Source organism: Paenibacillus lignilyticus (genome assembly GCF_017942085.1).
Classification (GTDB): Bacteria; Bacillota; Bacilli; order Paenibacillales; family Paenibacillaceae; genus Paenibacillus_Z; species Paenibacillus_Z lignilyticus.
Genome location: NZ_JAGKSP010000001.1, coordinates 630,329 through 652,516 on the forward strand (window position 1 = coordinate 630,329; position 22,188 = coordinate 652,516).

Here is a 22,188-nt window from a genome sequence, read left to right on the forward strand (position 1 = left end):
CCTTTGTGTTAAAGTCTAACTCGTTCACCCTCCATAATGAGATGATCGCTGTCCAGAATGATCGACTGCTGCTCGAATATCCCGCCTCGAATAGCGGCCGTCGTATCGTTCTCATCCATCACTTCGATTGGAATGCGCGCCACGTAATAAGCATTGCCGAGCGGACCTTGCTTCTCCTCGAAGGTGTAGATATACACGCCGCCGCTGTCTTCATGAACGGCTGCTTTAGGAACGAGCATTTCACTGTTCGGATTATCTTTCGTAATCACCACCTGAACTCGTTCTCCGCCGCGAAGCGACTTCTCCTGAACGGAAAAGACAATCGAATTCGTTGGCATCCCCCCGCTTTCGTCCCCCTCGGATTGAACCGTTCCTTTGATTTCGGCAACATTCCCTGTCAGCACCGCGCTCTCCTTGCCGAGCTTCAATACATCCAGCTTCTCCCCCACTTGCAGCAACTCGCCAACATCAGACGGAACAGGCAATTCGAATCGATACCCTTTCGCCGCATTCGAGATCCGAATATCCGGTGCCCCATCGCCCTTCAAGCCTACCTCGGCGTGAATGTCTGTGACGATTCCATCGAACGGCGCCGTAATCCGGCTGTTCGCCGCGGCGGAAGCTTGAAGCTGCTCTATTGCGAGCTTCTGATCGGCGATATCAAGCTTGGCCGTTTCAATCGCAAGCTTGGCTGCGAGCTTGGCCGAGGGATCCTCGGAACTGCTGGCCTGGATGAAATTGTGCTGAAGGCCTTCGATCGACATCTCCAGCTTCTTCAGCACGGATTGCCCTGCGGCTATTTGCTGTTTCGCTTCCGTATCGTCGTATTCGACAAGCGTTTGCCCCTTGTGTACGGCCTGATCCTTCTTCACATGTACACGGGTGACCGTCCAGCCAGCCGGGTTCGCGATCCCTCTTTCGTCGTAAGGGACTACCGTCGCTGTCCCTTCATAGCTATGCGACAGCTGTCCTTTGCTTGCTTCTATGGTATAGACCTTGGTTAACGACAGCGCTTGGAGCGTATTGCCGGCCAGCGTTAAACCGACTAATACCACTAGAAACAAACCTGCAACCAGGCGAATGCCGCGTTTTCGAGAACGCAATTTCTCATCTTCCATAAGCTCACTCCTGAACTAACCTTTAATGCCCGACAATTGAATGCCTTCAATAAAATAAGACTCCGCATAAAGAAAAAGCAGGATCATCGGCGTCATATACAAGGCGGAAGCGGCGAAGCCGATCCCTCTCGCCTCTTGGTCAATTTGGGCGAGATACAATGACAACGGCTGTTTCACGGTATCCTGAAGGAAGATCAGCGGCTGCTCGATCATATTCCAATTATCGACGAACAGCAGTACGGTCAGCGCAGCCAATCCGGGTTGAACGAGCGGCAGAATGATACGTGTGAAAATCACCCAATGGCCGGCACCATCCATTTTGGCCGCTTCCACGTAAGCGCCCGGAATATGCGCCATGAATTGACGCATCATGAAAACCCCGAATGCGCCGAAGATGCCAGGCAGAATGATGGCTGGGTCGCTATTCATCAGCCCAAGCTTATTCACTACCAAATAATTCGGCACAAGCGTGACCTGGAAGGGCATAAGCATTGTCATGATATAGATCATGAACAGTTTCTCGCGTCCGGGGAACCGTAGCTTGGCGAAGGCATAAGCCGCAAGCGTCGCTACCGCCGTCTGACCCACGATGATCGGCACGACAAGCGCCGCGGAATTCCAGAACATACGGAGAAACTTTGGCGCCAGAATGAGCACCTGCGCATACTGAGTCCATGACAGCCAATCCGGAATCAGCTTTAGATTGACGAATTGTTGCTGTCCCCCAAGTGCCGTATCCGTCATTTGACCAATGAGATGATAATTCGACCTCATTTCCTGCTCCGTCATCAGCGAATTCGTAAACGTCAGCCCAATTGGAACCAGCATTACGATGGCTGCGGCTGCAAGCAGCAAACTTAGCAATGCTTGGGGGATTCTCGTTAATGTCTTCATGCCTACCTCCCGCTTCATTCCATAAACGTTCGGAAACGACGCTCTGCTTGCAGCAGTCCCGTGACCAGCACAACAATACAGCCTACCATCAGCGTCGCAGCAGCCGTTAGCTTCTGGATATCCAGCTCGAAGAACATGTTATTCATATAGTGCTGCAGCATGTAGATGCGATCAAACGGATAATTCCCTGCGAGCAAATAGGTTTCGCGGAATATTTTGAAGGAATTAATAATCGAAATCAGCACAACGAAGACCATAGTCGGCGTCAAGTAAACGAGCGTAATATGGAACAGCTGCCTGAGCCGCCCCGCACCTTCGATCCGCGCCGTCTCGTAGTAATCCTTGGGGATCGATTGAAGACCCGCCAGAAACAAAATCATATCGTAGCCGATGTTTTTCCACATGTACATCATCACAAGCACACTCATCGACCATTTGGACTGCATCCAATCGATCCGCTCGTAGTGGAGGGCATGCAGCCAAGCATTCAGCGTTCCATTCCAATCCAAGAAAATTTGACAGACCAACACAACCGAAGCAACCGGAACAACCAGCGGCAGGACAAAGGCGGTCTGGAGCCAGCTGCGAAGCCGGAACTGCCGGTTCAGCACCAGTGCCAGCGCCAAAGAAACCACAATTAAGAGCGGGACACCGATTCCGGTAAAGAGGAGTGTGTTGGACACGGCCTTTCGGAAGGAGCCGCTGGCCAGCAGCTCCTTGTAGTTTGCCAAGCCAACGAAATCGCCGCCAAGCGCTTGATCCATGAATGATTCGCAAACCCCGATCACGAAGGGAATGACATAAAATACCGCGAAGCCGGCCAGGCTCGGAGCCAAGAATAACATCGCTCTCCAGCCGTCTCCGTATCGGATTCTCTTCCTTAGCTGCCTATTCATTCAAATAGGTGGTCACTTTGTTCTGAATGAGCTTGGCGACATTCTCGGCGGATTTCTGTCCGCTGAAATACGCTGTCGCGGATTCAATAATGACCTTGCCTACCTCGCCGCCCACCTTGGCGGAGTCGCGTTCGACCGGATGGACAGCTCCGTTCACGTAAGCCTCGAGCTTAGCCAGCTTCGTTTGATCCACCTTGAAGGTTAATCCATGTAGCGGGCCTTCCTTATAGGCCTGCACGGTGCCTTCCTTGTTCAATTGCTCGATCTGCTTCGCAAACATCTTCTTATTGATCGGGAATCCCGCTGATGTAGGCGGCGTTGGCACCGCATCGGACATCATAAATTTCATGAAATCCCACGTTTCCTTCTTTACAGCTGAACCGGCGTTAATCGCAACATTACGATAGGTTTGAAAATAGCCGCCGACCTTCGCGTCCTGTGCGTGCGGTTTAGCATACAAGCTCGAATTCTCCCCGACCTCGCGCAGCGAAACCAGATAATCCCACGGCGAGTTGATTTGGATGTCCTGGAAGTAGGAAGCACCGCGGCCATCGGAATTGATTAATCCATCATCGAACATACCTTTGACCTGTTTCATCAGCCCCGTGAAAGTCGAGGAATCGAACGAGGCCTTCTTATCAGCCGTATCGACAAACAAGGAATAATTGTCATTGACCATATTGGCAAGCATATATTCCGGACCTCCATAAACCAATGCCGTTGAATAGCCGCCCTTGGAGGTCATTTGCTTCGCGGTCCCAATAAAGTCGTTCCAAGACCACGATTTGTCATCAAACGTAACGCCTGTTTGAGCGATCGCGTTGTCATCGCCGGCAAAACCTTTGAGGAAGAAAGCTAGCGGCATGCTGTAAAGACCTTCGCCAATGCGTACATTATCGAACACGTTGCTGAAGAAATCCGTCTTCTTGAACGACTTATCCGCTTCCATGATCGGGACTAGATCAGCGAGCAAATGGTGGCTGGCATAATTATCGATGGGCAGTAGATCCATTTGGATCAAATCGGCCCCTTTACCCGCCAGCAGCTCCGTATTCGTCGTGGTCACATATTTCTCCATTGCAGCCTCCAGATGAGAGTCATCCACTTCGACGTCCTGCAATTTAATCGTGATATTCGGATGCAGGGCTTCGTATTTCTTCTTGGCTGCCTTGAATCGTTCGTCAGGGAAGAAGGTCGAGAATACGATTGTTTTCTTGCCGATATCGGCTCCAATGCCATTCTCCGGTTCTCCGTCACCAGCGTTCCCCGGATCTTGAACGGTGCCACTAGGCTTATCGTCAGTGAGAGGCTGGGATTGATTCGATGCAGAAGCATTCCCTACGTCGGTGCCAGCCGATTTCAAACCATTGTTCGTGCCGCTGCACGCAGTCAAATTGAAGAGAAGCAGCAGACCGGTGAGCGCGTGGATTCCTTTTTTCATTGCAAAGTTCCCCTTTCGTATAGCAAGACCAATGTAACTGCTCGTTCGACGACTTCTATACTTTAAGCCATCGATGTCACCAACACTTCCTCAACTTGTAAACAAGTTGTCACGAGGATGGATGTCCAACGCCAAAAAGCATCTTGTCTCAGGCACCTACACCCCTCACGGATGCGTACCTTCGACAAGATGCTTCGTTATTTCGCGCTTCACTGGAACTGTATAATTAAAGGACCGCTGTCTTGCGGTTCGACTGCAGGCGCTGCTTGCGAAGACGATGTTTCATACGGCTTGCGCCCCGTTACGAGCAGTCGGCTGCCATCCGGACTCCACCCCATATCCGTCGGCACAAGACCGCGATAGATCGTCTGTTCCTGCAGGACGTTATTGCCTTGCAGCTTCGCTGCTTTGATAGCGACCTGATCTGTCGTGAATGCGATCCATTTGCGGTCGTTCGACAGGGCGAAGCTCCCGACACGGTCATGCAGCACATTGATTTCAGCATTGCGCAAATCATACACAAACAGCGTATCGTCCGTTCCGACGAATGCCACTTGATTGTTACCCAGCCAAGCCGGCCGCGTATCGTGACTGATCCTGTGCTCATAGCTCCGTTCAAAGTGATCGCCTTGCCAAGAACCGATTAAGAGCCCGGAAGACCCGTTTTCATCCTTCATGATGCAGACGTTCCGACCGTCGTCAGACATCTTGACCGATTGGATGCTGTAAGAACGATTCCACTCCGGAATCGTATAACGCTTCTGCGTGCCAAGCTTCGTATCATAGACACCGATATAATCGCCGCTTTCATCCGTGCCAACATAGGAGACATAGTTGTCAGTCCCCGACCACATCAGCCGTCCTGTGCCCAGCCGTGAGAACTGCACGGTCTGAACCAGCTTCTTCCGATAATCAGCTAATGAGATGATCCATAGGGACAAGCCCTCCCTCGTCGATGAATACCCGGAAACATAGCCGCCATCAGGAGATATTTCATCAGCCTGTATCGATGCGTCCGTAAGCACGGGCAGCTTGTTCGATTCGGAGTAAGGTGGGGCAAAACGTTCATGCGCCAGCCCAATTGTGGTGACATGATCAAGGGTTTGAGGACCGCTCCATCCGTAGATCCCTTTCTCTCCGGATAACGGGAGTCGGTAGATCGTCTTCACCGCAAACGGCTGGCTTTCAGGTAAGCCGGCATCCTCTTCCGCCGAATCCGGAATCGTAATCGTTTCCGATTTGAGACCGCCCACGCAGCCTGTCAGAAGCGCAGCCAGCAAGAAGAACGCAAGGAAGATCGCATTCATCCGTATGTTCATTCCGGTGCGCCCTCCTCTCTCAGATACGGTAACGCTACATAAACGGCCGTTTCTCCATTTTTGCTGATCATGTCAATGTTTCCGCCGATCTCGTGGACAATAGATTGAGCAATGCTGAGACCTAGCCCAACGCTGCCGGCTTCCTTCTGTTTGCCGTCCCCATCCGCAAGGAAGAACGGCTCGAAGATGCGCGCCAGTTGTTCCGCGGCAATCGGCTCCCCTTGATTCACGATAGCCAGACGTATGATCCCAGTATCGTCCATTACGGCGTTAATGCGAATCTCCGAATGCGCGAAGCTGTATTTGATCGCATTGTCGAGCAAGTTAATGATCAACCGGCGCAGCTTGTCCGGCTGAGCCAGCACATAAAGGCCTTCCCCGGCTTCTAAGGCAATCGTTTTCTTGTATCGCTGCGCCTTAAAGGCCATCGCTTCGCAGACATCGCGCAGTATTAAGCTGAAATCTACGCGTACCCGATCCTGCCAGCCCTCTCTGTCTTGCGAAGCCTCCAGCAGCGAAAGCACCATACTATGCAGCCGCTGACTCTCCTCGACAATGTGATTCATCCCTTTGTGAAAGAAAGCTTTATCGCTTTCACCATTTTCCCGAATCAATTCCGCATAGCCCAAGATGGAAGTAAGCGGCGTTTTCAGCTCATGGGTCACCTTATCGAAGAACTGCTTCCGCTCCGAATTAAGCGATTCAAGTCGATCGCGGTCTCGTCCGATTCGCTCGATTTGGCTGCTGATTCGTCCTATCATCGCATTGAAATTGCCGGCAAGCAACCCGATTTCGTCTCTGCGCTTGATCGCCAGCCGGATAGCCAAGTTCCCGTTTTTCACTTCTTCAGAGGCTTTGGCCATCTTGACCAACGGGATCGTGATATGCCTCGACAGCAAGTATGAGAATAAGAACGCAGCGGCGAAGATGGCGAGCGCAAAGTAGAAGATCGCATCCAATATGCGGCCGCTCTGCTCGTATAGCAGGTTGAAGGATTTGGCATATCGCAGAATGCCTACCTTTACGCCGTCAATCATAACGGGATAAGCATAAACAACGGATGCGGTGCCCTTGTCATACGAAATCGTATAGGCCGTCGCGCCGCGCAAAGCTTGTTTGAGATCATCCGTCGTTGCACCTGTAAAAGCGGCCGGGTTGGTCGAATGCAGCAATACACCGTCAACAGTATAGGCGCTCACTTCGCTTGAGGTTGCGTAGTGCAAATCACTAGCGATCTCCTCGGCAATTTGCCCGAAATAGAGATCATTGTTCGAAAAATGATTAATTAAGAAAGCCTGACGCACAAAGCCGTTACTGTTTTTCTTGAGTCCAATCAGATCCTCGGTAATAATATTGCGATTGCTGGTCTGGATGATTTGGGAGACGGTCTGATTAATGAGCACGAACGCGATGCAGAAAATAAGAAAGAAACCGACAATGAACTTAGCGCGGATAGAACGGAACATCTACGTCGTCCCTTTCTCGAATTTATAGCCGATGCCGAAGACAGTCGTAATGTATTCATTCGCGTCCAGCTTCTTCCGCAGCCGCTGAATATGGTTGTCGACCGTTCTCGTTTCTCCCGCATACTCATAACCCCAAACCAATTCCAGGAGCTCCTCGCGCGAGAAAATCCGTCCTCGATTGCCGCACAGCTTAATCAGCAAGTCGAATTCCTTCGGCGTTAGATCGATGAGCTCTTCACCCTTTCGGACGATTCGTTCATTCTTTACAATAACGACATCGTGGAACCGAAGCGGCGGCTGCTCCTCTGCGACTTCCGTTCGATTCGCATTCGCGAAGCGGCGAAGAATGGTACGGATGCGCGCGATGACTTCTCGCAGATCAAAAGGTTTCGTAATATAATCGTCGGCTCCGAATTCCAGGCCCAGAATTTTATCCGTAATATCGGATTTTGCCGTAATCATCACGATCGGAATATTGGATTCTGCCGTGACGCGTTTACATATATCAAGGCCGCTCTGATCCGGAAGCATCCAATCCAGCAGAAGCAGGTCGGGGTTGAATTGACCCAGCGCCTCAATGCCTTCCGCACCGTTTGGGGCGATTCTGGTCAAGAAGCCTTCCCTCGTTAATCCATATGCGAGCAGATCGGCAATCGCCGTCTCGTCTTCGATAATGAGAATTTTCGTTTTATCCACGCATGACAGCCTCCTTCCTCGATGTTCACCTTATTATAGATGTAACCCTTATTCATCCTTTCTGTCAAACGATCAGCCCCGCTCCTTCTGCCTATTAACCCTATGGACCAAATAAAAAAGCACCCTCGCGGGTGCACAATCGAAGCCAATTAACCATAAGAAGATTCCATCTCTTCCATCGCTCTGCGCATCATCAGGACGTGCTTCCATTCCTCGCTTTGCGATTCATGCAGCTCCGCTATCGCTCTCTTCAACTCCGAATGTTCGTAACGGGAGAAATAACGCTTAAGCTGTTTCGAGGTCTCGAGCAGCATGGCCAGCACCGCCGTTTCCTTGGAAACCGGACCATCGTCCAGCAGCTCGGCCCGAAGGCGCCGGATGATGCGTTCCTTGTGCTCGGAGGTGGTGAAATAACGCCGATAAGGAAAGATATAAAGGAATTTCTTCTTCTTTATCGTGAGTGCCTCTTCATCGAACAAAGCTTCCGTCAGCGGTCCGAACATCGCGCGACGAGATTTGACGTACGAGTAGAAATAAATAATCCAGCCCTTTAATTTCTTAGGTTTACGCGCATTCCGGATCAGTTCCTCCAACCGGATGGAGCAGCTGTCCGACTGACCAATTGATTCGTTATCCATCACGTGCAGGTACCCTTTAGGATCCACCGAAAGCCGATCCTTCATAATCAGCTCCATGATGGCAGCACCTACCACGTATATCTCCAGATAGCTTCGGCTTAAGCCATACATGCCGCGCGCAGGGACATCAGCGGCTGCGATAGCAAACCGCTCTGCAAGTCCATATTCACGGTTCAAGCAATCCCCTCCCTCCGGTACTCACTGGATGCTTCTTCCTGCCTACTTAGAAAATAACACATTCTCCGCTCACAGCATATCCTATTCACGCCACGAAATTGGGATAAAAAAACCTGCAAATCACGACGATCGCGGATGCAGGTTTCTGATGCTCGTCCAAGCTGCCTTAATTCAAAGGATGCTTGTTCAGCAGGCTATTCAATTCCTTCATAAACATGTCGATATCCTTGAATTGGCGATAGACCGACGCGAATCGCACATAAGCCACTTCGTCCACCGGATACAGCTGCGACATGACAAGCTCGCCGATTTCACGGCTCTCCACCTCGGCTTGAGCTGTCGTGCGAAGCTCCTTCTCGGCTTCGGACACGATAATTTCCAGCTGATCTACGGATACGGGACGTTTCTCGCAAGCACGGATAAGTCCGCGCAAAATTTTGTCGCGGCTGAACTCTTCCCGGCTGCCGTCTTTCTTAATGACGATCAAGGGCGTTTCTTCCACCATCTCAAAGGTCGTGAACCGCCGCGTGCATTTCTCACATTCACGGCGACGGCGTATCGATTTATTTTCGTTAGCGGGTCTGGAATCGAGCACTTTCGTCCCAGCATAATCGCAATACGGACATTTCATCGTCTAAAGCTCCTCCGTCTAGATCCATAGTGAATACGAAATAACACGCTATTTATCGTTTCCCAATCGTTACCTGTAATGAAAAATGAACTAACGCACATAATACAGTTACCAACCGCAAGGAGGTGAACGACAATGGCCAACAACAGCGGCAGCAATCAACTGGTTGTACCACAAGCTAGTGCTGCATTAGACCAAATGAAATACGAGGTCGCACAAGAGCTGGGTATCTCCCTTCCACAAGATGGATACTACGGTAACATCACAACGAAGGATGCCGGTTCCATCGGGGGTAGCATTACCCGCAAACTGGTACAAATCGCCGAACAATCTCTTGCAGGTCGATAATCGAAGATTGTAATCTCCAAGCTTTGGCTGGCTGCCTGTGGGCGGCCGGCCAAAGTTATTTATTTAGCTACTAATAAATTCGGATAAAGGGTCTTGTACTTATTATAATAATAAATGACCCGCTGTATATAGTGTCTTGTTTCCCCGAAAGGCACCTGATCCACGGTTTCCAGCTTCCCATCCCAAGTTCCGTCAGCAAGCCATCGGCTCACGTTGCCTGGCCCCGCATTGTATGCAGCGATCACAGTATACATATTGCCATCGAACTGCTGATTTAATGCATTCAAATACCAAGCCCCGATTTCAATGCTCACATCCGCCCGATTCGAGATCGCTTCGGTCGATATTTTCCCAAAGCCGCCCTTCTGAATAATCCAGTTTGCTGTGTCCGGCATCAGCTGCATAACGCCAATAGCGCCTTTACGCGATACAACCCCAGTCTTATAATTGGTTTCTACTCTTATAATGGCGGCCACCAAATGGGGTTCAAGCTTATAATTATCCGCACTGATGACGATATCCTCTCGGAAGTGGACAGGATACATCCAGTGGCTCATCCACTCCGATCGGACAAACAGCAGTACGACAAAAGCTAACGTAATAATTAAAATAACTCTTCTTCGTAATTTTCTCATCGTCATAGCTGTAATCCCTGCCCACGCCAAAACTGTTCCACTTGCTGCGCCGTTTCGGCAATCGTTCCACTGTTGTCAATGACGATGTCCGCGAGACGCCGTTTCTCTTCGATATCCATCTGCAGCGCAATGCGCTCCTCCGCCCGTTCCCTGGTTAGCGAATTACGCTGCATCAGCCGCTCGATCTGAATCTCCCTTGGTACATATACGACCATCACGGCCTCATACAACGAGGCTTGTCCGGTTTCATATAATAAAGGAATATCGGCTACGATCAATTGATTCGGATCTTCCGCCGCATAGGCGTTGATTCGCTCCCACATTCGCTCGCGAATTGCAGGATGCAGAATGCCTTCGAGCTTCGTCAACCGTTCGCGATTGCCGAATACGACCTTGCCCACTTCAGCTCGATTCATCGTGCCGTCATCATTCAAGACAGCTTGTCCGAATTCAGCAACGATCGCTGCCAGCGCCGGATCGCCGGGGAGTACGACCTCCCGGGCGACCTGGTCGGCATCGATCAGCTTGGCGCCATGCGACACAAGCATGGCGCTGACGGTGCTTTTTCCACAAGCGATGCCGCCGGTTAATCCCAGTATCACTACGTTCACCTCAAATTCTGTCCTACACCTACATTAAACGCATAACGCCCATTACAATCAGCATAATACCGGGCAGCACCGACAATGCACGCATACCGCGCCAGGCTGCGAAACGGAAACCAAGCCGCATACCAGCTAGCAGAAAGATCCCGCTCGCGCCTGAAATGACCACCGCAGTGAGCAGTGGATTAAAGCCAACCATCGCTGCGCCAAGTCCCGCTCCGAAGCTGTCAAGTGATAATGCGAAACCGAGAAGCACGGCCTCGGATGCGGAAATAATTCCGGATCGGTCGACGTCGGCCATTTGCGGCGTCCGTAAAATTTGAATGACAATGCCTAATCGCTTCAACTCGAGAATCACGATCGTGGATGCCGCCATCCGAATGTTGCCTGCAGCCATTACAGCGCCGGTACCATCATTCGCGCCATTGTCGGCGGAACCGGTTGAAGAGGCGTCCTCGGCATCCTCCGAGTTCCCTTCCGTTCTGCGCTTCCAATACTGGATTAGCGCCCAAACGCCGATCAGCATCAGCAGGATCGCACCAATCCATTTGGCCACATCCGGCGACATGTAACCGGTAAGCAGCGCGCCAATCTGCATGGACAGCCAGACGACCAACCCGGAGCAAAAGGCAATAATGACAATCGACGGCACCGGAATTCGGATGCGCCGAAGTCCGTACGTAACGCCTACGCCGAATCCATCCAAGCTAACGGCAAAAGCAAGCAGCAGCAATGATGCAGCATGAATGAGCAACTTGATGTCCCTCCCATGATGACGAAAGCGCAGGTTCTGTGCACTCGCCCAGAAAACATGAATGGTACATCATATGCACGCTGCCCAGAGTCGTTCCTTATTTAGACGCTGGCTTGGCTGCGTTACTGCCACGCTTCTTCGGAAATGGCTGGCATTTAAGACAAATATGTGTGCCTCGGCCGCCAACGACGGTCTTATCTATGCTTGCACCGCACTTGCGGCAAGGCTCGTTCTTGCGGCCATAAATGAGCAGCTCGTGCTGGAACATCCCCATTTCGCCTTGGCCGTTAACATAGGACTTAATCGACGATCCGCCTGCATCGACTGCTCGCGATAGTGTCGCTCGAATCGCTTCATGAAGCTTCGTCCATTCTGCAGGTTTAATGGAATCCGCTGTCCGCTCGGGGTGAATGCCAGCCGTAAAGAGCGCCTCGTCCACATAAATATTGCCGAGTCCGACGATATATTCCTGGTTCAGCAGAAGCGGCTTGATCTTCGTCGAACGATGAGCGACTTCCTTTTTGAAGGCTTGCAATGTGAATTCTTTGTTTAACGGTTCAATGCCTAATTTGTTAAGCGGGGGAAGGACTAAGTCCTCGCCCGGTGCAAACAAATGCATCGTACCGAATTGCCGTACATCTTTATAGCGCAGCTCCGTACCATCTTCGAAATGAAAACGAACATGGGTGTGGAGCTCCACCGGTTCATCTGCTTCGTAGACGCCATAACGGCCTTCCATGCGAAGATGCGATACCAGTACAAGGCCATCTAGCAGAATGCGCAGAAATTTACCTCGGCGTTCCACGGATTCGATGGTATGACCCGCAAGTGCAGCGGCAAATATCTCAGGCTCATGTGGTCGTTGTATAATACGCGGAAGCGACACGGTTACCCGCTCGATCCGTTTTCCCCTAATTAATTCGTTCAGCGTTCGCCGAACGGTTTCAACCTCAGGTAGTTCCGGCATTGCAAATTCCCTCCCAAGCCATGGTTCAGACCTCATTATACCTCAGCAAGGCCAAATCTCCTAGCCGTCTTCCCTACTTGAAAGCCATCTATTCACGGAACCGCAATTCCATACAAAAAGAAGCCTTCCACGCTGATACCAACAGCGAATTGAAGGCCTCTTCGAGTTCAATCGATCGCATCATTCGCGATCTTCTAATCTACAAACCGCGCACCGAAAACTGCTTATAATGAGTATGGCTGCCATGCAGATTTGAGAATCCGACTTGACCGGTCAAATACGGCCCATCCGTATCCTCGACTTGCAGCAATTGCTGTCCGCCGACGGAAATGCTGAAGCGGTTCTCTTGCGCAGCGACCTTGATCGTATAATCTTGGCCATATGCCCACTCGAAGTCTGCAGCCGCGAGCTCCTTATATCCATTCGCATTCTTGTAGAGCTTTAACCGGTTCCCCGGTGCAAGCCCGACGGCATAAGAACGGATACCGCCTTGTACGCGGAACTGCATATTATGATGACCACCTGCTTGAGGCGTAATAACCGCTTCATATTCGTAATTGTGCCATTTCAAATCTCCCGTATAACATTCAGCCGGTTCGCCGCTGTAGCTGCCGGACAGTTCCCCGTTCTCCAGCGCCCACAAGCCGCGCAGATAGGTGAATTGGCTAACTTCCTGATGCAAGCCATGCCAGCGCTCCGTCCGTTCATGCTTGAAGTCAACCGAGTAATTCGGAATACCGGAGAAATGCATATGATCGACGTAAGCAATCAAATTGTCATGCCAGCCTTCAAGCGGTACCAGCTCGATTCCCGCTTCCTCCAAGCAGACATTCGCCATATAGGGCAGCTCGTACGTAAGCGACGTCCATTCCCCTTTCGCCAGGAGGACAGACTCACCATAGTGGCGAACGTTGGCATGGCCGTCTTTCACATAAAGCCGAGCCTTGATTGGAGCTCCGATATAGTCGGGCACCATCAGACTCGCTGTGATCGATTGCCCAGGATAGATGAGCGGCGAGAAGCTGGGGTCATACCGACTGTCGTTAAAATCATGCGGGCGATAGTAGGTCTTATGGTAGACTCGATAACCATAGCCGCCCATCGTTCTGTCATATACGACTTTCAGCGACCGTAAACCGCTTGCTGCCAGCTCGTCCGAGTTCTGGACGAAGCTTGTAACATGCACGCCGTTGTCATCCGAATCCGTTCGGAATGCATGCGTCGATCCCGGCAGCTCAAAATGAAACTGAGCGGCTTCACCGCTTAGAATCGCTGCCCAGCGCTCCGGCACCTCACTGCCTGCGATTTTGTAACCCAGGCTCGCAATATATGTTGCGCACCACGGGATATTCAACATATTCAATGTGCCGATCACACTGGAGCAGCACAGGAAATCATTGATCGGCTGACGCCACGATGCATCAATCCCATCAAGGCCGTTCATTACGCCCATTATGGTACCTACATTAGCAACGTTACAGTCCGTATCCCAGCCGCACATATTACAAATGTTGATTGCACGCGAGAAGTCGCCTTCTCCGTAAAGTAAGGAGAGAATGATGACAGAGGCATTCGGAATGATATGACACTCGCCCGGGTAGAGGTGGTAGCCGTAACGCGACTCCACGAAGCGGAACGCATCCCTCCATTGTTCAGGCTGCCCTGCATGATATTCCATGACCGCTCTTGTCATTTGGGCATATGCGCAATCGGCAGGGATGACAGAAAGCCCCGCTTCCAGTATTTCGTGAATATCCTTATGGACGAAAGCCGCCGCAATACAAGCTGCAATAAACATGCCGCCGTATTTGCCGTTTCCATCATGGGAAACGCTTGCAATTTTCTCCGCGTATTCGGCTGCAAGCGCAGGATTGCCCGGTGCGATCAATCCCCATGTATCGATGAAAATCTGTCCGCCAATTTGCTCCGCAACCGCAGCACCGTTCTGAGCGATTGATCCGGAACGAGGGGCCATAATCCCATTCTTCAAATTCTGGTACGCCGTATGCTCCGTCGATTTGCCGTAGCCGCCCCACCAATAGAAACCATGACCGTCCGGCGCATAGTTGAGCCAGGTGAGCCCCATTTGTTCCGCTGTAATGTCGCTGGTGTGCGTATAATCCTCCAGGGCTCGAAGGAAAAACATCGGCCCATTCGTATCGTCGTCGGCGGCAAAGTTTCGAAATGCATGCAAATAACCGGTTATTTCACCGAACGTACGGGCAATTCGATCATATGTCCACTGCTCGATATTACCGCCATGCCGCACACCGATGACTTTACCGAGCCAGCCGGCGTAAACGCGTTCCACATAATCATTAGGAATACTAGTCATATTGGCCTCCTCGTCTACTCTTGCCTTCCTCCCTAGCTTACCTTATGGAAGGAATGGCGAGAATAGCCAATCGGTATTAAACGCTCTCTATTCTTTCAATTGGGAAGTAAAGTGCCAGTTCTCCGTGATTAGCTTTAGGATTGTAGTATTCTTGCACGGCTCCGGCGAGTTTATAGGCATGAGCCGGCATATACTCCGAAAGCATTCGATGGAACGTTTCGTTATAAGTATCTTGCGTGCAGTTAACTACAGCATATTTAAAAGCCGGTATGACCCACTTGGTCCATCCGCTTGGTGCAATTGCATGATCTGCTACTTCGCATCCCGCTAAATACTTGCCCTCATCTTGCCAGCGTTCAAAGTGTTCATCAACATCACTCATCGCTCCCCAAATTCCAACGATATTTCCTTCGTCATCTACCTTCGCAAGGCTGCTTATTTCATGGAAATTACGATCGGCTTCTTGCCACAAAGGCGCGATCCATGCCGTTCCCACATTTGCAAGACCCTGTCCCACTTTACCAATTACCGCAAATGATTGTTTCTCCATGATTTCGGCCACGTTTTCCCCTCCGGTATCCGTAATAAAACCACCCATTTAGCGAACATATGTTCTAGTAATATTTTACCAGATTCCATTCTGGAAAACAAGATAGCAAATAAAGAAAAGCTCCGGAACGTCCCAGCCGCTATATGCGGCAGAACGTACCAAAGCTTCCTAATCATTTTTTTCTATTCCTGCGAATTTCTATTTCGCTTCATACCAGTTATCGCCGAAGCTCACGTCTGCTTTAAGCGGTACATCCAGCTTCAGCGCGCCTTCCATAACCTCCGGTACGAGTGTCTTCATCAGCTCCAGCTCCTCGGCCGGCACTTCGAAGACGAGCTCATCGTGCACCTGCAGCAGCATGCGGCTGCGGAGTCCGCGATCGCGAATCTCCTTGTCCATGTTCACCATCGCAAGCTTGATGATATCCGCCGCAGTACCTTGAATCGGCGTGTTCATCGCTGTCCGTTCGGCGAACGAACGAAGGTTGAAATTCGACGCTTTAATTTCCGGCAAATAACGGCGGCGCTCCAGCAGCGTCGTCACAAAGCCATCAGCGCGGGCTTGGGCCACGATATTGTCCATGTAAGCCCGAACCCCTTGGAATACTTCAAAATATTGCTCGATAAACTTCGCTGCATCTTTGCGAGCAATGTTAAGGTTGTTCGACAGACCGAAGTCGCTGATGCCGTACACGATTCCGAAGTTAACCGCTTTGGCTTGACGACGCATATTCGCATCGACTTGGTCCGCAGTGACGCCGAAGACGTCCATCGCTGTTTTCGTATGAATATCGGTATCCTCGATAAAGGCAGTCTTCATCTTCTCATCGCCGGAAATATGCGCCAGAACGCGCAGCTCGATCTGCGAATAGTCGGCTGCGAGAATCGTCCATCCCGGCTCAGAAGGTACAAAAGCTTTGCGAATACGACGCCCTTCCTCCAAGCGAATCGGAATATTCTGCAGGTTCGGGAATTGGCTCGATAGACGTCCCGTGGCAGCAATCGTCTGACGGTAGAAGGTATGCACCTTGCCCGTATCGCGGCGAATCTCCTTCAGCAGACCTTCCACATACGTGGATTGCAGCTTGGCCAACTGGCGGTACAGCAAAATGAGCTTCACGATCTCATGGTAAGGTTCGAGCTTCTCCAGCACTTCCGCATCGGTCGAATAACCTGTTTTCGTTTTCTTCCATGCGGGAAGGCCCAGCTTCTCGAAGAGCACCTCTCCCAGCTGCTTCGGCGAGTTAATGTTGAACTCCATTCCGGCATGCATGTAGATGTCGCTCATGTATTGCGAGATGTTCTTCTCCAGCTCAGCACCGAGATCCTCAAGCACCGAGGCATTCACCTTAATGCCTTGCTTCTCCATACCGGCGAGAACCACAGCCAAGGGCTGCTCCAGCTCATAGCAAAGCTTGCTCATGTGGCCGGTTTCCAGCTCTTCGGTCAGCATCGGAACGAGTCTGCGGACGGCATCTGCCTTAGCAGCCAGATGGCCGGCGAGCACTTCCGAAGCCGGCACTTGGAACTTCGCGCCTTTGCCATAAACGGATTCGTCCGTTTGAATGGTTGCAAGTCCGTGACGCTGAATGAGCGCAGCCAACGTTTGGCTCGATTCGGTTGGATCCAGAAGATATGCGGCAAGCAGCGCATCGAAGGTTGTCCCGCGCAGCTCAACGCCGAGCCAGGAAAGGACAAGCTCTGCCTTATGCAGATCGTAGCCCTTCTTCGGTGCTTGCGCATCCTGGAGCCATTTACGCACGGGAGCCGATATTTTCGCATCCATCAGTTCGTCGTAAGTGACGACGACGACGCGTTCGCCGCTAGTCACAGCTAGTCCGATGAATCGTGCCTGATGCGGATTGTCGCCAATCGCTTCAATATAGAAGCTTTCGGAAGTCGCAAGCAGTTCCGTGAGAGCATCTGCTGTCAGCCCGCTCGCGGTCACAACCTCATAGGTTGCTACTGCGAGCGCATTAGCGTCGGCTCCGCCTGCTTCAGGAAGCTGCAGCCGCTCGATCAGCGACTTGAACTCCAGCTTGCGGAACATGTCGCCAAGAGTTACTTCATCATAGCCGTTATAAACGAGCTCATCCGCTTTGTTCTCAAGCGGCACCTCGCGGTAGATCGTAGCGAGCTTCTTGCTCATAATCGCACTTTCCTGATGCTCTTCAACCTTTTCCTTCATCTTGCCTTTGATTTCGCTCGTATTGGCAAGCACGCCTTCTACGCTGCCGAATTCGTGCAGCAGCTTCAGCGCGGTTTTCTCCCCGACGCCCGGAATGCCCGGGATGTTATCGGATGTATCGCCCATCAGACCTTTAAGGTCGATAATTTGCAGCGGCGTTAAACCGTATCGTTCTTGGATGCCGGCCGGATCGTAGCGTTCCACGTCCGTGACCCCTTTGCGCGTGAGCGCAATGGTGACATGGTCCGAAGCCAGCTGCAGCATATCCTTGTCGCCGGATACGACGACGGTTTCTACTCCGCCCTCATCCGCTAATCGGCTGAGCGTCCCGATAATATCATCGGCCTCATAGCCCGGCAGCTCGTACTGCGCAATCCCGAAAGAGCGCAGCAGTTCCTTGAGCACGGGGAATTGCTCGGACAGCTCGGACGGCGTTTTCTCCCGGCCGCCTTTGTATTCCGCGTATCCTTCATGACGGAACGTGGTCTTGCCCGCATCGAAAGCAACAAGCATATGCGTCGGCTTCTCTTCCTCCAGCAGCTTCAGCAGCATGGTTGTAAAACCGTACACCGCATTCGTATGCAGCCCCGACGAATTCGTAAGCGGCGGCATCGCGAAGAATGCTCTATAAATGATACTGTTCCCATCAATCAATACCCATTTATCCATCCGACAAGCACACCTCACCTTATTATTCCTAGTGCTTATCATAGCATAAAGCGAACACACTTTCCCAGGCAGATTGCTGCGCTGAATGTGGGTTTCGATGCTTCTTTCTGCCGTGGCGGAGATTGCTGTGCTGAATGTGAGTTTCGATGCAGCTTTTTGCCGGGCAGAGCATGATGAGCTGAAAGTGAGTTCAAAGCTGCTTGCTGCCGGGTTGAGCATGATGAGCTGATAGTGAGTTCAAAGCTGCTTGCTGCCGGGTTGAGCATGATGCGCTGATAGTGAGTTCAAAGCTGCTTGCTGCCGGGTTGAGCATGATGCGCTGAAATTTAGTTCAAAGCTGCTTGCTGCCGGGTTGAGCATGATGCGCTGAAAGTAAGTTTCTCAAGCAACCTTCTACCCTAGATGAGCATGATGAGTCGAAGCTAAGCTTCAACTGCAGCATGCTGCGCAAACACAATATGCTGGAATCGGTACGCTAATAAAAAAGTGGCACAGGGTTTTCCCCTATACCATCGGATCACAAAATTGAATTCGTGATTAGATATCAGCACCGCTGAACGCTCGTTCTCCACACCTGCATCCACATGCATTCATCAGCTGCTCCATCTCTCGCACCGTGAGCCGCACTGCCTCATCCCGAATGCCGCGGATGCCGCATCTGGCGTGCCACGAGCTACCTGTGTACTGTATTCAATCTTTCGCATACCAAATTCCACTTTATTCCGCTCGCAACCTACCACATTTCATTCCGCACGCAACCTTCCACATTTCATTCCGCGTGCCGCCACAACTCCCGGTTCACATGCCGCGAAAATCTAACGAATCGTAGAAGCCTTATTTCGTCGTTTTTCTCGTCTCTGGGATTCTAACGAATCGTAGAAGCCTTATTTGAAGGAAATCGGCTCCAAAACGACTAAAAACCATCAAATAACGCCGCTACGATTCGTTAGAATTTTTTTGGAGCTATTTTGGGGCAAATAAGGCCTGTACGATTCGTTAGAGAATCATGCCCCGAAACTCCCATGCCACTTGCTGCACTCCATCGCTGGCCGTTCGCCGCACTGCCTCATCGCGAATGCCGCATCTGGCGTGCCACGAGCTGCCTGTGTACTGCATACAATCTTTCGCATACCAAATTCCACTTCATTCCGCTCGCAACCTACCACATTTCAATCCGCATGCCACCACACCTCCCAATTCATAGGCCGCGAAATTCTAACGAATCGTAAAAGCCTTATTTCACCGTTTTTCTCGTTTCTGGGAAATCTAACGAATCGTAAAAGCCTTATTTGAAGGAAATCGGCTCCAAAACGACTTAAAACCATCAAATAACGCCGCTACGATTCGTTAGAATTTTTTTGGAGCTATTTTGGGCAAATAAGACCTGTACGATTCGTTAGAGAGCCGGCCCCGCAACTCACATGCCGCTTTGCCTCGCAATACATGCCGCAACTCACGTGTTGCTGCGCGTATCCCCTAGCTGGATACATGAAGTTCGCAAACTGAGGAGGTATAGCGGCACGTGAATGAGCGCGGCGAGGGAGTGCAGCACGTGGGCGGCTGCACGCCTTGCAACTTTTACGCGATAATCCCCCATTCACTTCAAGTTGCTACGCAATGGAAGGCTGCGGCCTGCCAAGTAAGTACCCTTGTGCGTAATGGACGCCGATGGACTTGATATAGCGAAGCTCGCTCTCTACCTCGATCCCTTCCGCTACCAGCGAGATGCCCATTTTGGCGGCCAGCTCCGTAAACGTTTGGACCAGATGGGCCTTCATGCTATCCTGATGGATGCCATGAATGAGGGAGCGGTCGATTTTGATATAATCCGGCTCCAGCTCTACAATGGACTGCAGGGAAGAATATCCAGCCCCCGCATCGTCGATGGCGATCTGATAGCCTTGCGTACGATAATGCTGCAAAATCTTCTTCGCCGCGCCGAAATCCTCAATGGAGCTGCGTTCCGTAATTTCAAACACGACATGATGCGGAGACAGCCCGTATTGCTCGAGCAGCAGCATCGTCCGCCCTGTAGTGAAGGAAGGGTCATTCATGATCTTGGCCGTGATATTGATAAACAGCTTCTGCCCTGCCGATAAGCCTGCGCTTCCTTCGATCGCACGCTCCCGAGCCAGCCGGTCCAGTGAATAAGTCAGCCCCTCTTCCGAGGCAAAATCAAACAGCTGCAGCGGTCCGTCAAACCAGCGTCTATCGGGCAAGCGAGAAAGCGCCTCATATCCGTATGCAGCCTCGGTCCCGCATTGCAGCGAGATTATGGGCTGATAAACCGGATGAATGAGCCGCTCCATGAGAATGTGCTCCAGCGCTCTGCGCTTCAAGCTGCGTTCCGTTGCGCCGGTAGGCTGTCCGTGAATGATCGCGCGTTTAATGCCATCATACAACCGCTCCTCCTCCGACAAAATGCTGCCATTCAAGAAGGAAACACCTGCATGAAGCTTGAGTTCCGGAATCGCACCGCCGAACTCAGCGGCCATAAACCGCTCTTCCCAGTCGAGCTTCAGTCTGCTGCCTAACGTCAACAGTTCCTCTTCCGGTGACCTGAAACGTGAAGGAGGAAGGGCCAGGCATACAAACAGGTCATCGCGCATCCATAGCTTCGAAAGTCCGGTTGCACTGACAGCATTTTGCTCCGTCATCACCTGTTCGGCGAAACGACGCCACTTGGCATCCAGCTTCACCTTTACGTCTTCCTGCTCAATTGCTTTGCCTTGCCAAGCGAAATATATAATGCCCATCTGATTGGTTTCCCTAGTTACTGTCACGTTGTTCCCTCTCCCAGCTGCTCTCCGAATACATCGCTTGCCACGTAGGCACTGCCGCGAATTCCTTTCGCCTGCTTCTTTACCCGCGCCGCCGCTTGCGAAATAACGGCTGTCGTTAACGGAATGGCCCCATTCCAGCTGAGCAGCGACAGCGATAAAGTGACGCCTTCTTGCTGCACCGCCACTCCGCTGCGATCAACAACGCTCAATACTTCCGCTGGCCCGTAATAGGCTTTAACGCCGCTATCGAACCTTGCAAGCAGCAGACGGCACAGCTTCTCCGACTCCAAGCGATCGGTCAGCATGATGAAATCATCCCCGCCGATATGGCCGATAAAATCATCCCGTTTCCCGCCAACCTGCGCCACCTCCTGCAGGACGGATGCAAGAAAACGGATCAACGCATCCCCTTGGCTGAAGCCGAAGCAATCATTAAACCATTTGAAATAATCCAAATCCGCATAAATAATCGTGAATGGCCTGCCTGCATCGATCCGTCGCTGCATTTCGCGCTGAATGGACGCATTGCCAGGCAGACCCGTAAGCGGGTTCGCAGTCCGCGCTTCCTCCGTGCGCAGCTGCGTCATGCACTCCAGAATCGAGCGGACCGATGCCGCGCCTACAAATTTGTCGCCTCGCGTAATAAGGACGAGATGATAGAGGCGGGAAATATCCCTGGCCATCGCAAGCTGTACCACTTGCTCCACCGGCAGCTCCGCATCAACGACAAGCGCTTCCTTGTCCATAATTCGGGCAATCGCCCGATTCCAATAGAGCGGCAGACCAAATTGCCCTGCCAGCAGCTGATTCATATTTTCTTTCATGACAAGCCCAATCGGCCTGCCTTCTTGTACGACAACCGCGCCTTGAATATGCGGATTGGATTCGAACATGCGCGATAGGTCGGAAACAAGCGAGCCCGGGGCAAACATCGGTACCGTCTTGGCTAAAGAACCTATCGACACCGACGAGGGGACGCTGCTGAAGAACACTTCCTGCCGGTGCTTCTGCTGTTCATCACGCTCGCCCGACCTGAGACTGATCACCATCTCGCTGGCTTCCTTGATTGCTTCATACAT

The 22,188-nt window shown here is 51.6% G+C and carries 19 protein-coding genes; 1 reads left to right on the top strand and 18 read right to left on the bottom strand.

The window, feature by feature from the left end:
* Positions 1–8: 8 nt before the first annotated feature.
* The 9 genes from I8J30_RS02730 to nrdR form a co-directional block, all read right to left on the bottom strand.
* A complete protein-coding gene (locus I8J30_RS02730) occupies positions 9–1,118 on the bottom strand; it encodes an efflux RND transporter periplasmic adaptor subunit (RefSeq protein ID WP_210655163.1) in 1,110 nt (369 codons plus the stop codon).
* 15 nt (positions 1,119–1,133) lie between these two features.
* The gene (locus I8J30_RS02735; protein ID WP_210655164.1) at positions 1,134–2,012 is read right to left on the bottom strand and encodes a carbohydrate ABC transporter permease; all 879 of its coding nucleotides are present in this window, start codon (positions 2,010–2,012) and stop codon (positions 1,134–1,136) included.
* Positions 2,013–2,026: 14 nt separating this feature from the next.
* Positions 2,027–2,908, bottom strand: a complete 882-nt coding sequence (locus I8J30_RS02740; RefSeq protein ID WP_210655167.1) for a carbohydrate ABC transporter permease — start codon at positions 2,906–2,908, stop codon at positions 2,027–2,029.
* Complete coding sequence (locus I8J30_RS02745) at positions 2,901–4,349, bottom strand: ABC transporter substrate-binding protein (protein WP_210655169.1); 1,449 nt, start codon at positions 4,347–4,349, stop codon at positions 2,901–2,903. Before I8J30_RS02745 ends, I8J30_RS02740 begins: the two co-directional genes overlap by 8 nt.
* A gap of 209 nt (positions 4,350–4,558) precedes the next feature.
* Positions 4,559–5,668, bottom strand: a complete 1,110-nt coding sequence (locus I8J30_RS02750) for a WD40 repeat domain-containing protein (protein ID WP_210655171.1) — start codon at positions 5,666–5,668, stop codon at positions 4,559–4,561.
* On the bottom strand, positions 5,665–7,134 hold the full coding sequence (locus I8J30_RS02755) for a sensor histidine kinase (RefSeq protein WP_210655173.1): 1,470 nt from the start codon (positions 7,132–7,134) through the stop codon (positions 5,665–5,667). Before I8J30_RS02755 ends, I8J30_RS02750 begins: the two co-directional genes overlap by 4 nt.
* The gene (locus I8J30_RS02760; protein ID WP_210655175.1) at positions 7,135–7,830 is read right to left on the bottom strand and encodes a winged helix-turn-helix domain-containing protein; all 696 of its coding nucleotides are present in this window, start codon (positions 7,828–7,830) and stop codon (positions 7,135–7,137) included. It lies immediately after the preceding gene.
* 149 nt (positions 7,831–7,979) lie between these two features.
* Positions 7,980–8,645: a GOLPH3/VPS74 family protein gene (locus I8J30_RS02765; RefSeq protein ID WP_210655177.1), complete on the bottom strand. Its 666-nt coding sequence runs from the start codon at positions 8,643–8,645 to the stop codon at positions 7,980–7,982.
* 166 nt (positions 8,646–8,811) lie between these two features.
* The gene (nrdR, locus tag I8J30_RS02770) at positions 8,812–9,276 is read right to left on the bottom strand and encodes a transcriptional regulator NrdR (RefSeq protein ID WP_091214235.1); all 465 of its coding nucleotides are present in this window, start codon (positions 9,274–9,276) and stop codon (positions 8,812–8,814) included.
* Positions 9,277–9,411: 135 nt separating this feature from the next.
* On the opposite strand from nrdR, the gene I8J30_RS02775 reads away from it, so the two are divergent.
* Positions 9,412–9,624, top strand: coding sequence for an alpha/beta-type small acid-soluble spore protein (locus tag I8J30_RS02775; RefSeq protein ID WP_210655179.1), 213 nt, complete (start codon positions 9,412–9,414; stop codon positions 9,622–9,624).
* Positions 9,625–9,683: 59 nt separating this feature from the next.
* Here I8J30_RS02775 and I8J30_RS02780 read toward each other — a convergent pair whose 3' ends face one another.
* From I8J30_RS02780 to I8J30_RS02820, 9 genes are all read right to left on the bottom strand, one after another.
* Positions 9,684–10,265: a lytic transglycosylase domain-containing protein gene (locus I8J30_RS02780; protein WP_338044779.1), complete on the bottom strand. Its 582-nt coding sequence runs from the start codon at positions 10,263–10,265 to the stop codon at positions 9,684–9,686.
* Positions 10,262–10,861, bottom strand: a complete 600-nt coding sequence (gene coaE, locus I8J30_RS02785; protein ID WP_210656044.1) for a dephospho-CoA kinase — start codon at positions 10,859–10,861, stop codon at positions 10,262–10,264. The genes I8J30_RS02780 and coaE overlap by 4 nt, the downstream gene beginning before the upstream one ends.
* A 28-nt stretch (positions 10,862–10,889) precedes the next feature.
* Entirely contained in the window at positions 10,890–11,618 is a 729-nt protein-coding gene (locus I8J30_RS02790) for an MntP/YtaF family protein (protein ID WP_210655181.1), read from the bottom strand.
* 97 nt (positions 11,619–11,715) lie between these two features.
* Entirely contained in the window at positions 11,716–12,585 is an 870-nt protein-coding gene (gene mutM / locus I8J30_RS02795) for a DNA-formamidopyrimidine glycosylase (RefSeq protein ID WP_210655183.1), read from the bottom strand.
* A gap of 199 nt (positions 12,586–12,784) precedes the next feature.
* Positions 12,785–14,920: an ADP-ribosylglycohydrolase family protein gene (locus I8J30_RS02800; RefSeq protein ID WP_210655185.1), complete on the bottom strand. Its 2,136-nt coding sequence runs from the start codon at positions 14,918–14,920 to the stop codon at positions 12,785–12,787.
* A gap of 76 nt (positions 14,921–14,996) precedes the next feature.
* Positions 14,997–15,482, bottom strand: a complete 486-nt coding sequence (locus I8J30_RS02805) for a GyrI-like domain-containing protein (RefSeq protein WP_338044780.1) — start codon at positions 15,480–15,482, stop codon at positions 14,997–14,999.
* 186 nt (positions 15,483–15,668) lie between these two features.
* A complete protein-coding gene (polA, locus tag I8J30_RS02810; RefSeq protein ID WP_210655187.1) occupies positions 15,669–18,326 on the bottom strand; it encodes a DNA polymerase I in 2,658 nt (885 codons plus the stop codon).
* 1,610 nt (positions 18,327–19,936) lie between these two features.
* The gene (locus I8J30_RS32780; RefSeq protein WP_210655188.1) at positions 19,937–21,109 is read right to left on the bottom strand and encodes an EAL domain-containing protein; all 1,173 of its coding nucleotides are present in this window, start codon (positions 21,107–21,109) and stop codon (positions 19,937–19,939) included.
* Positions 21,106–22,188 carry a GGDEF domain-containing protein gene (locus I8J30_RS02820; RefSeq protein ID WP_210655190.1) on the bottom strand — a complete coding sequence of 361 codons (1,083 nt, stop codon included), beginning with the start codon at positions 22,186–22,188 and terminating at the stop codon, positions 21,106–21,108. The genes I8J30_RS32780 and I8J30_RS02820 overlap by 4 nt, the downstream gene beginning before the upstream one ends.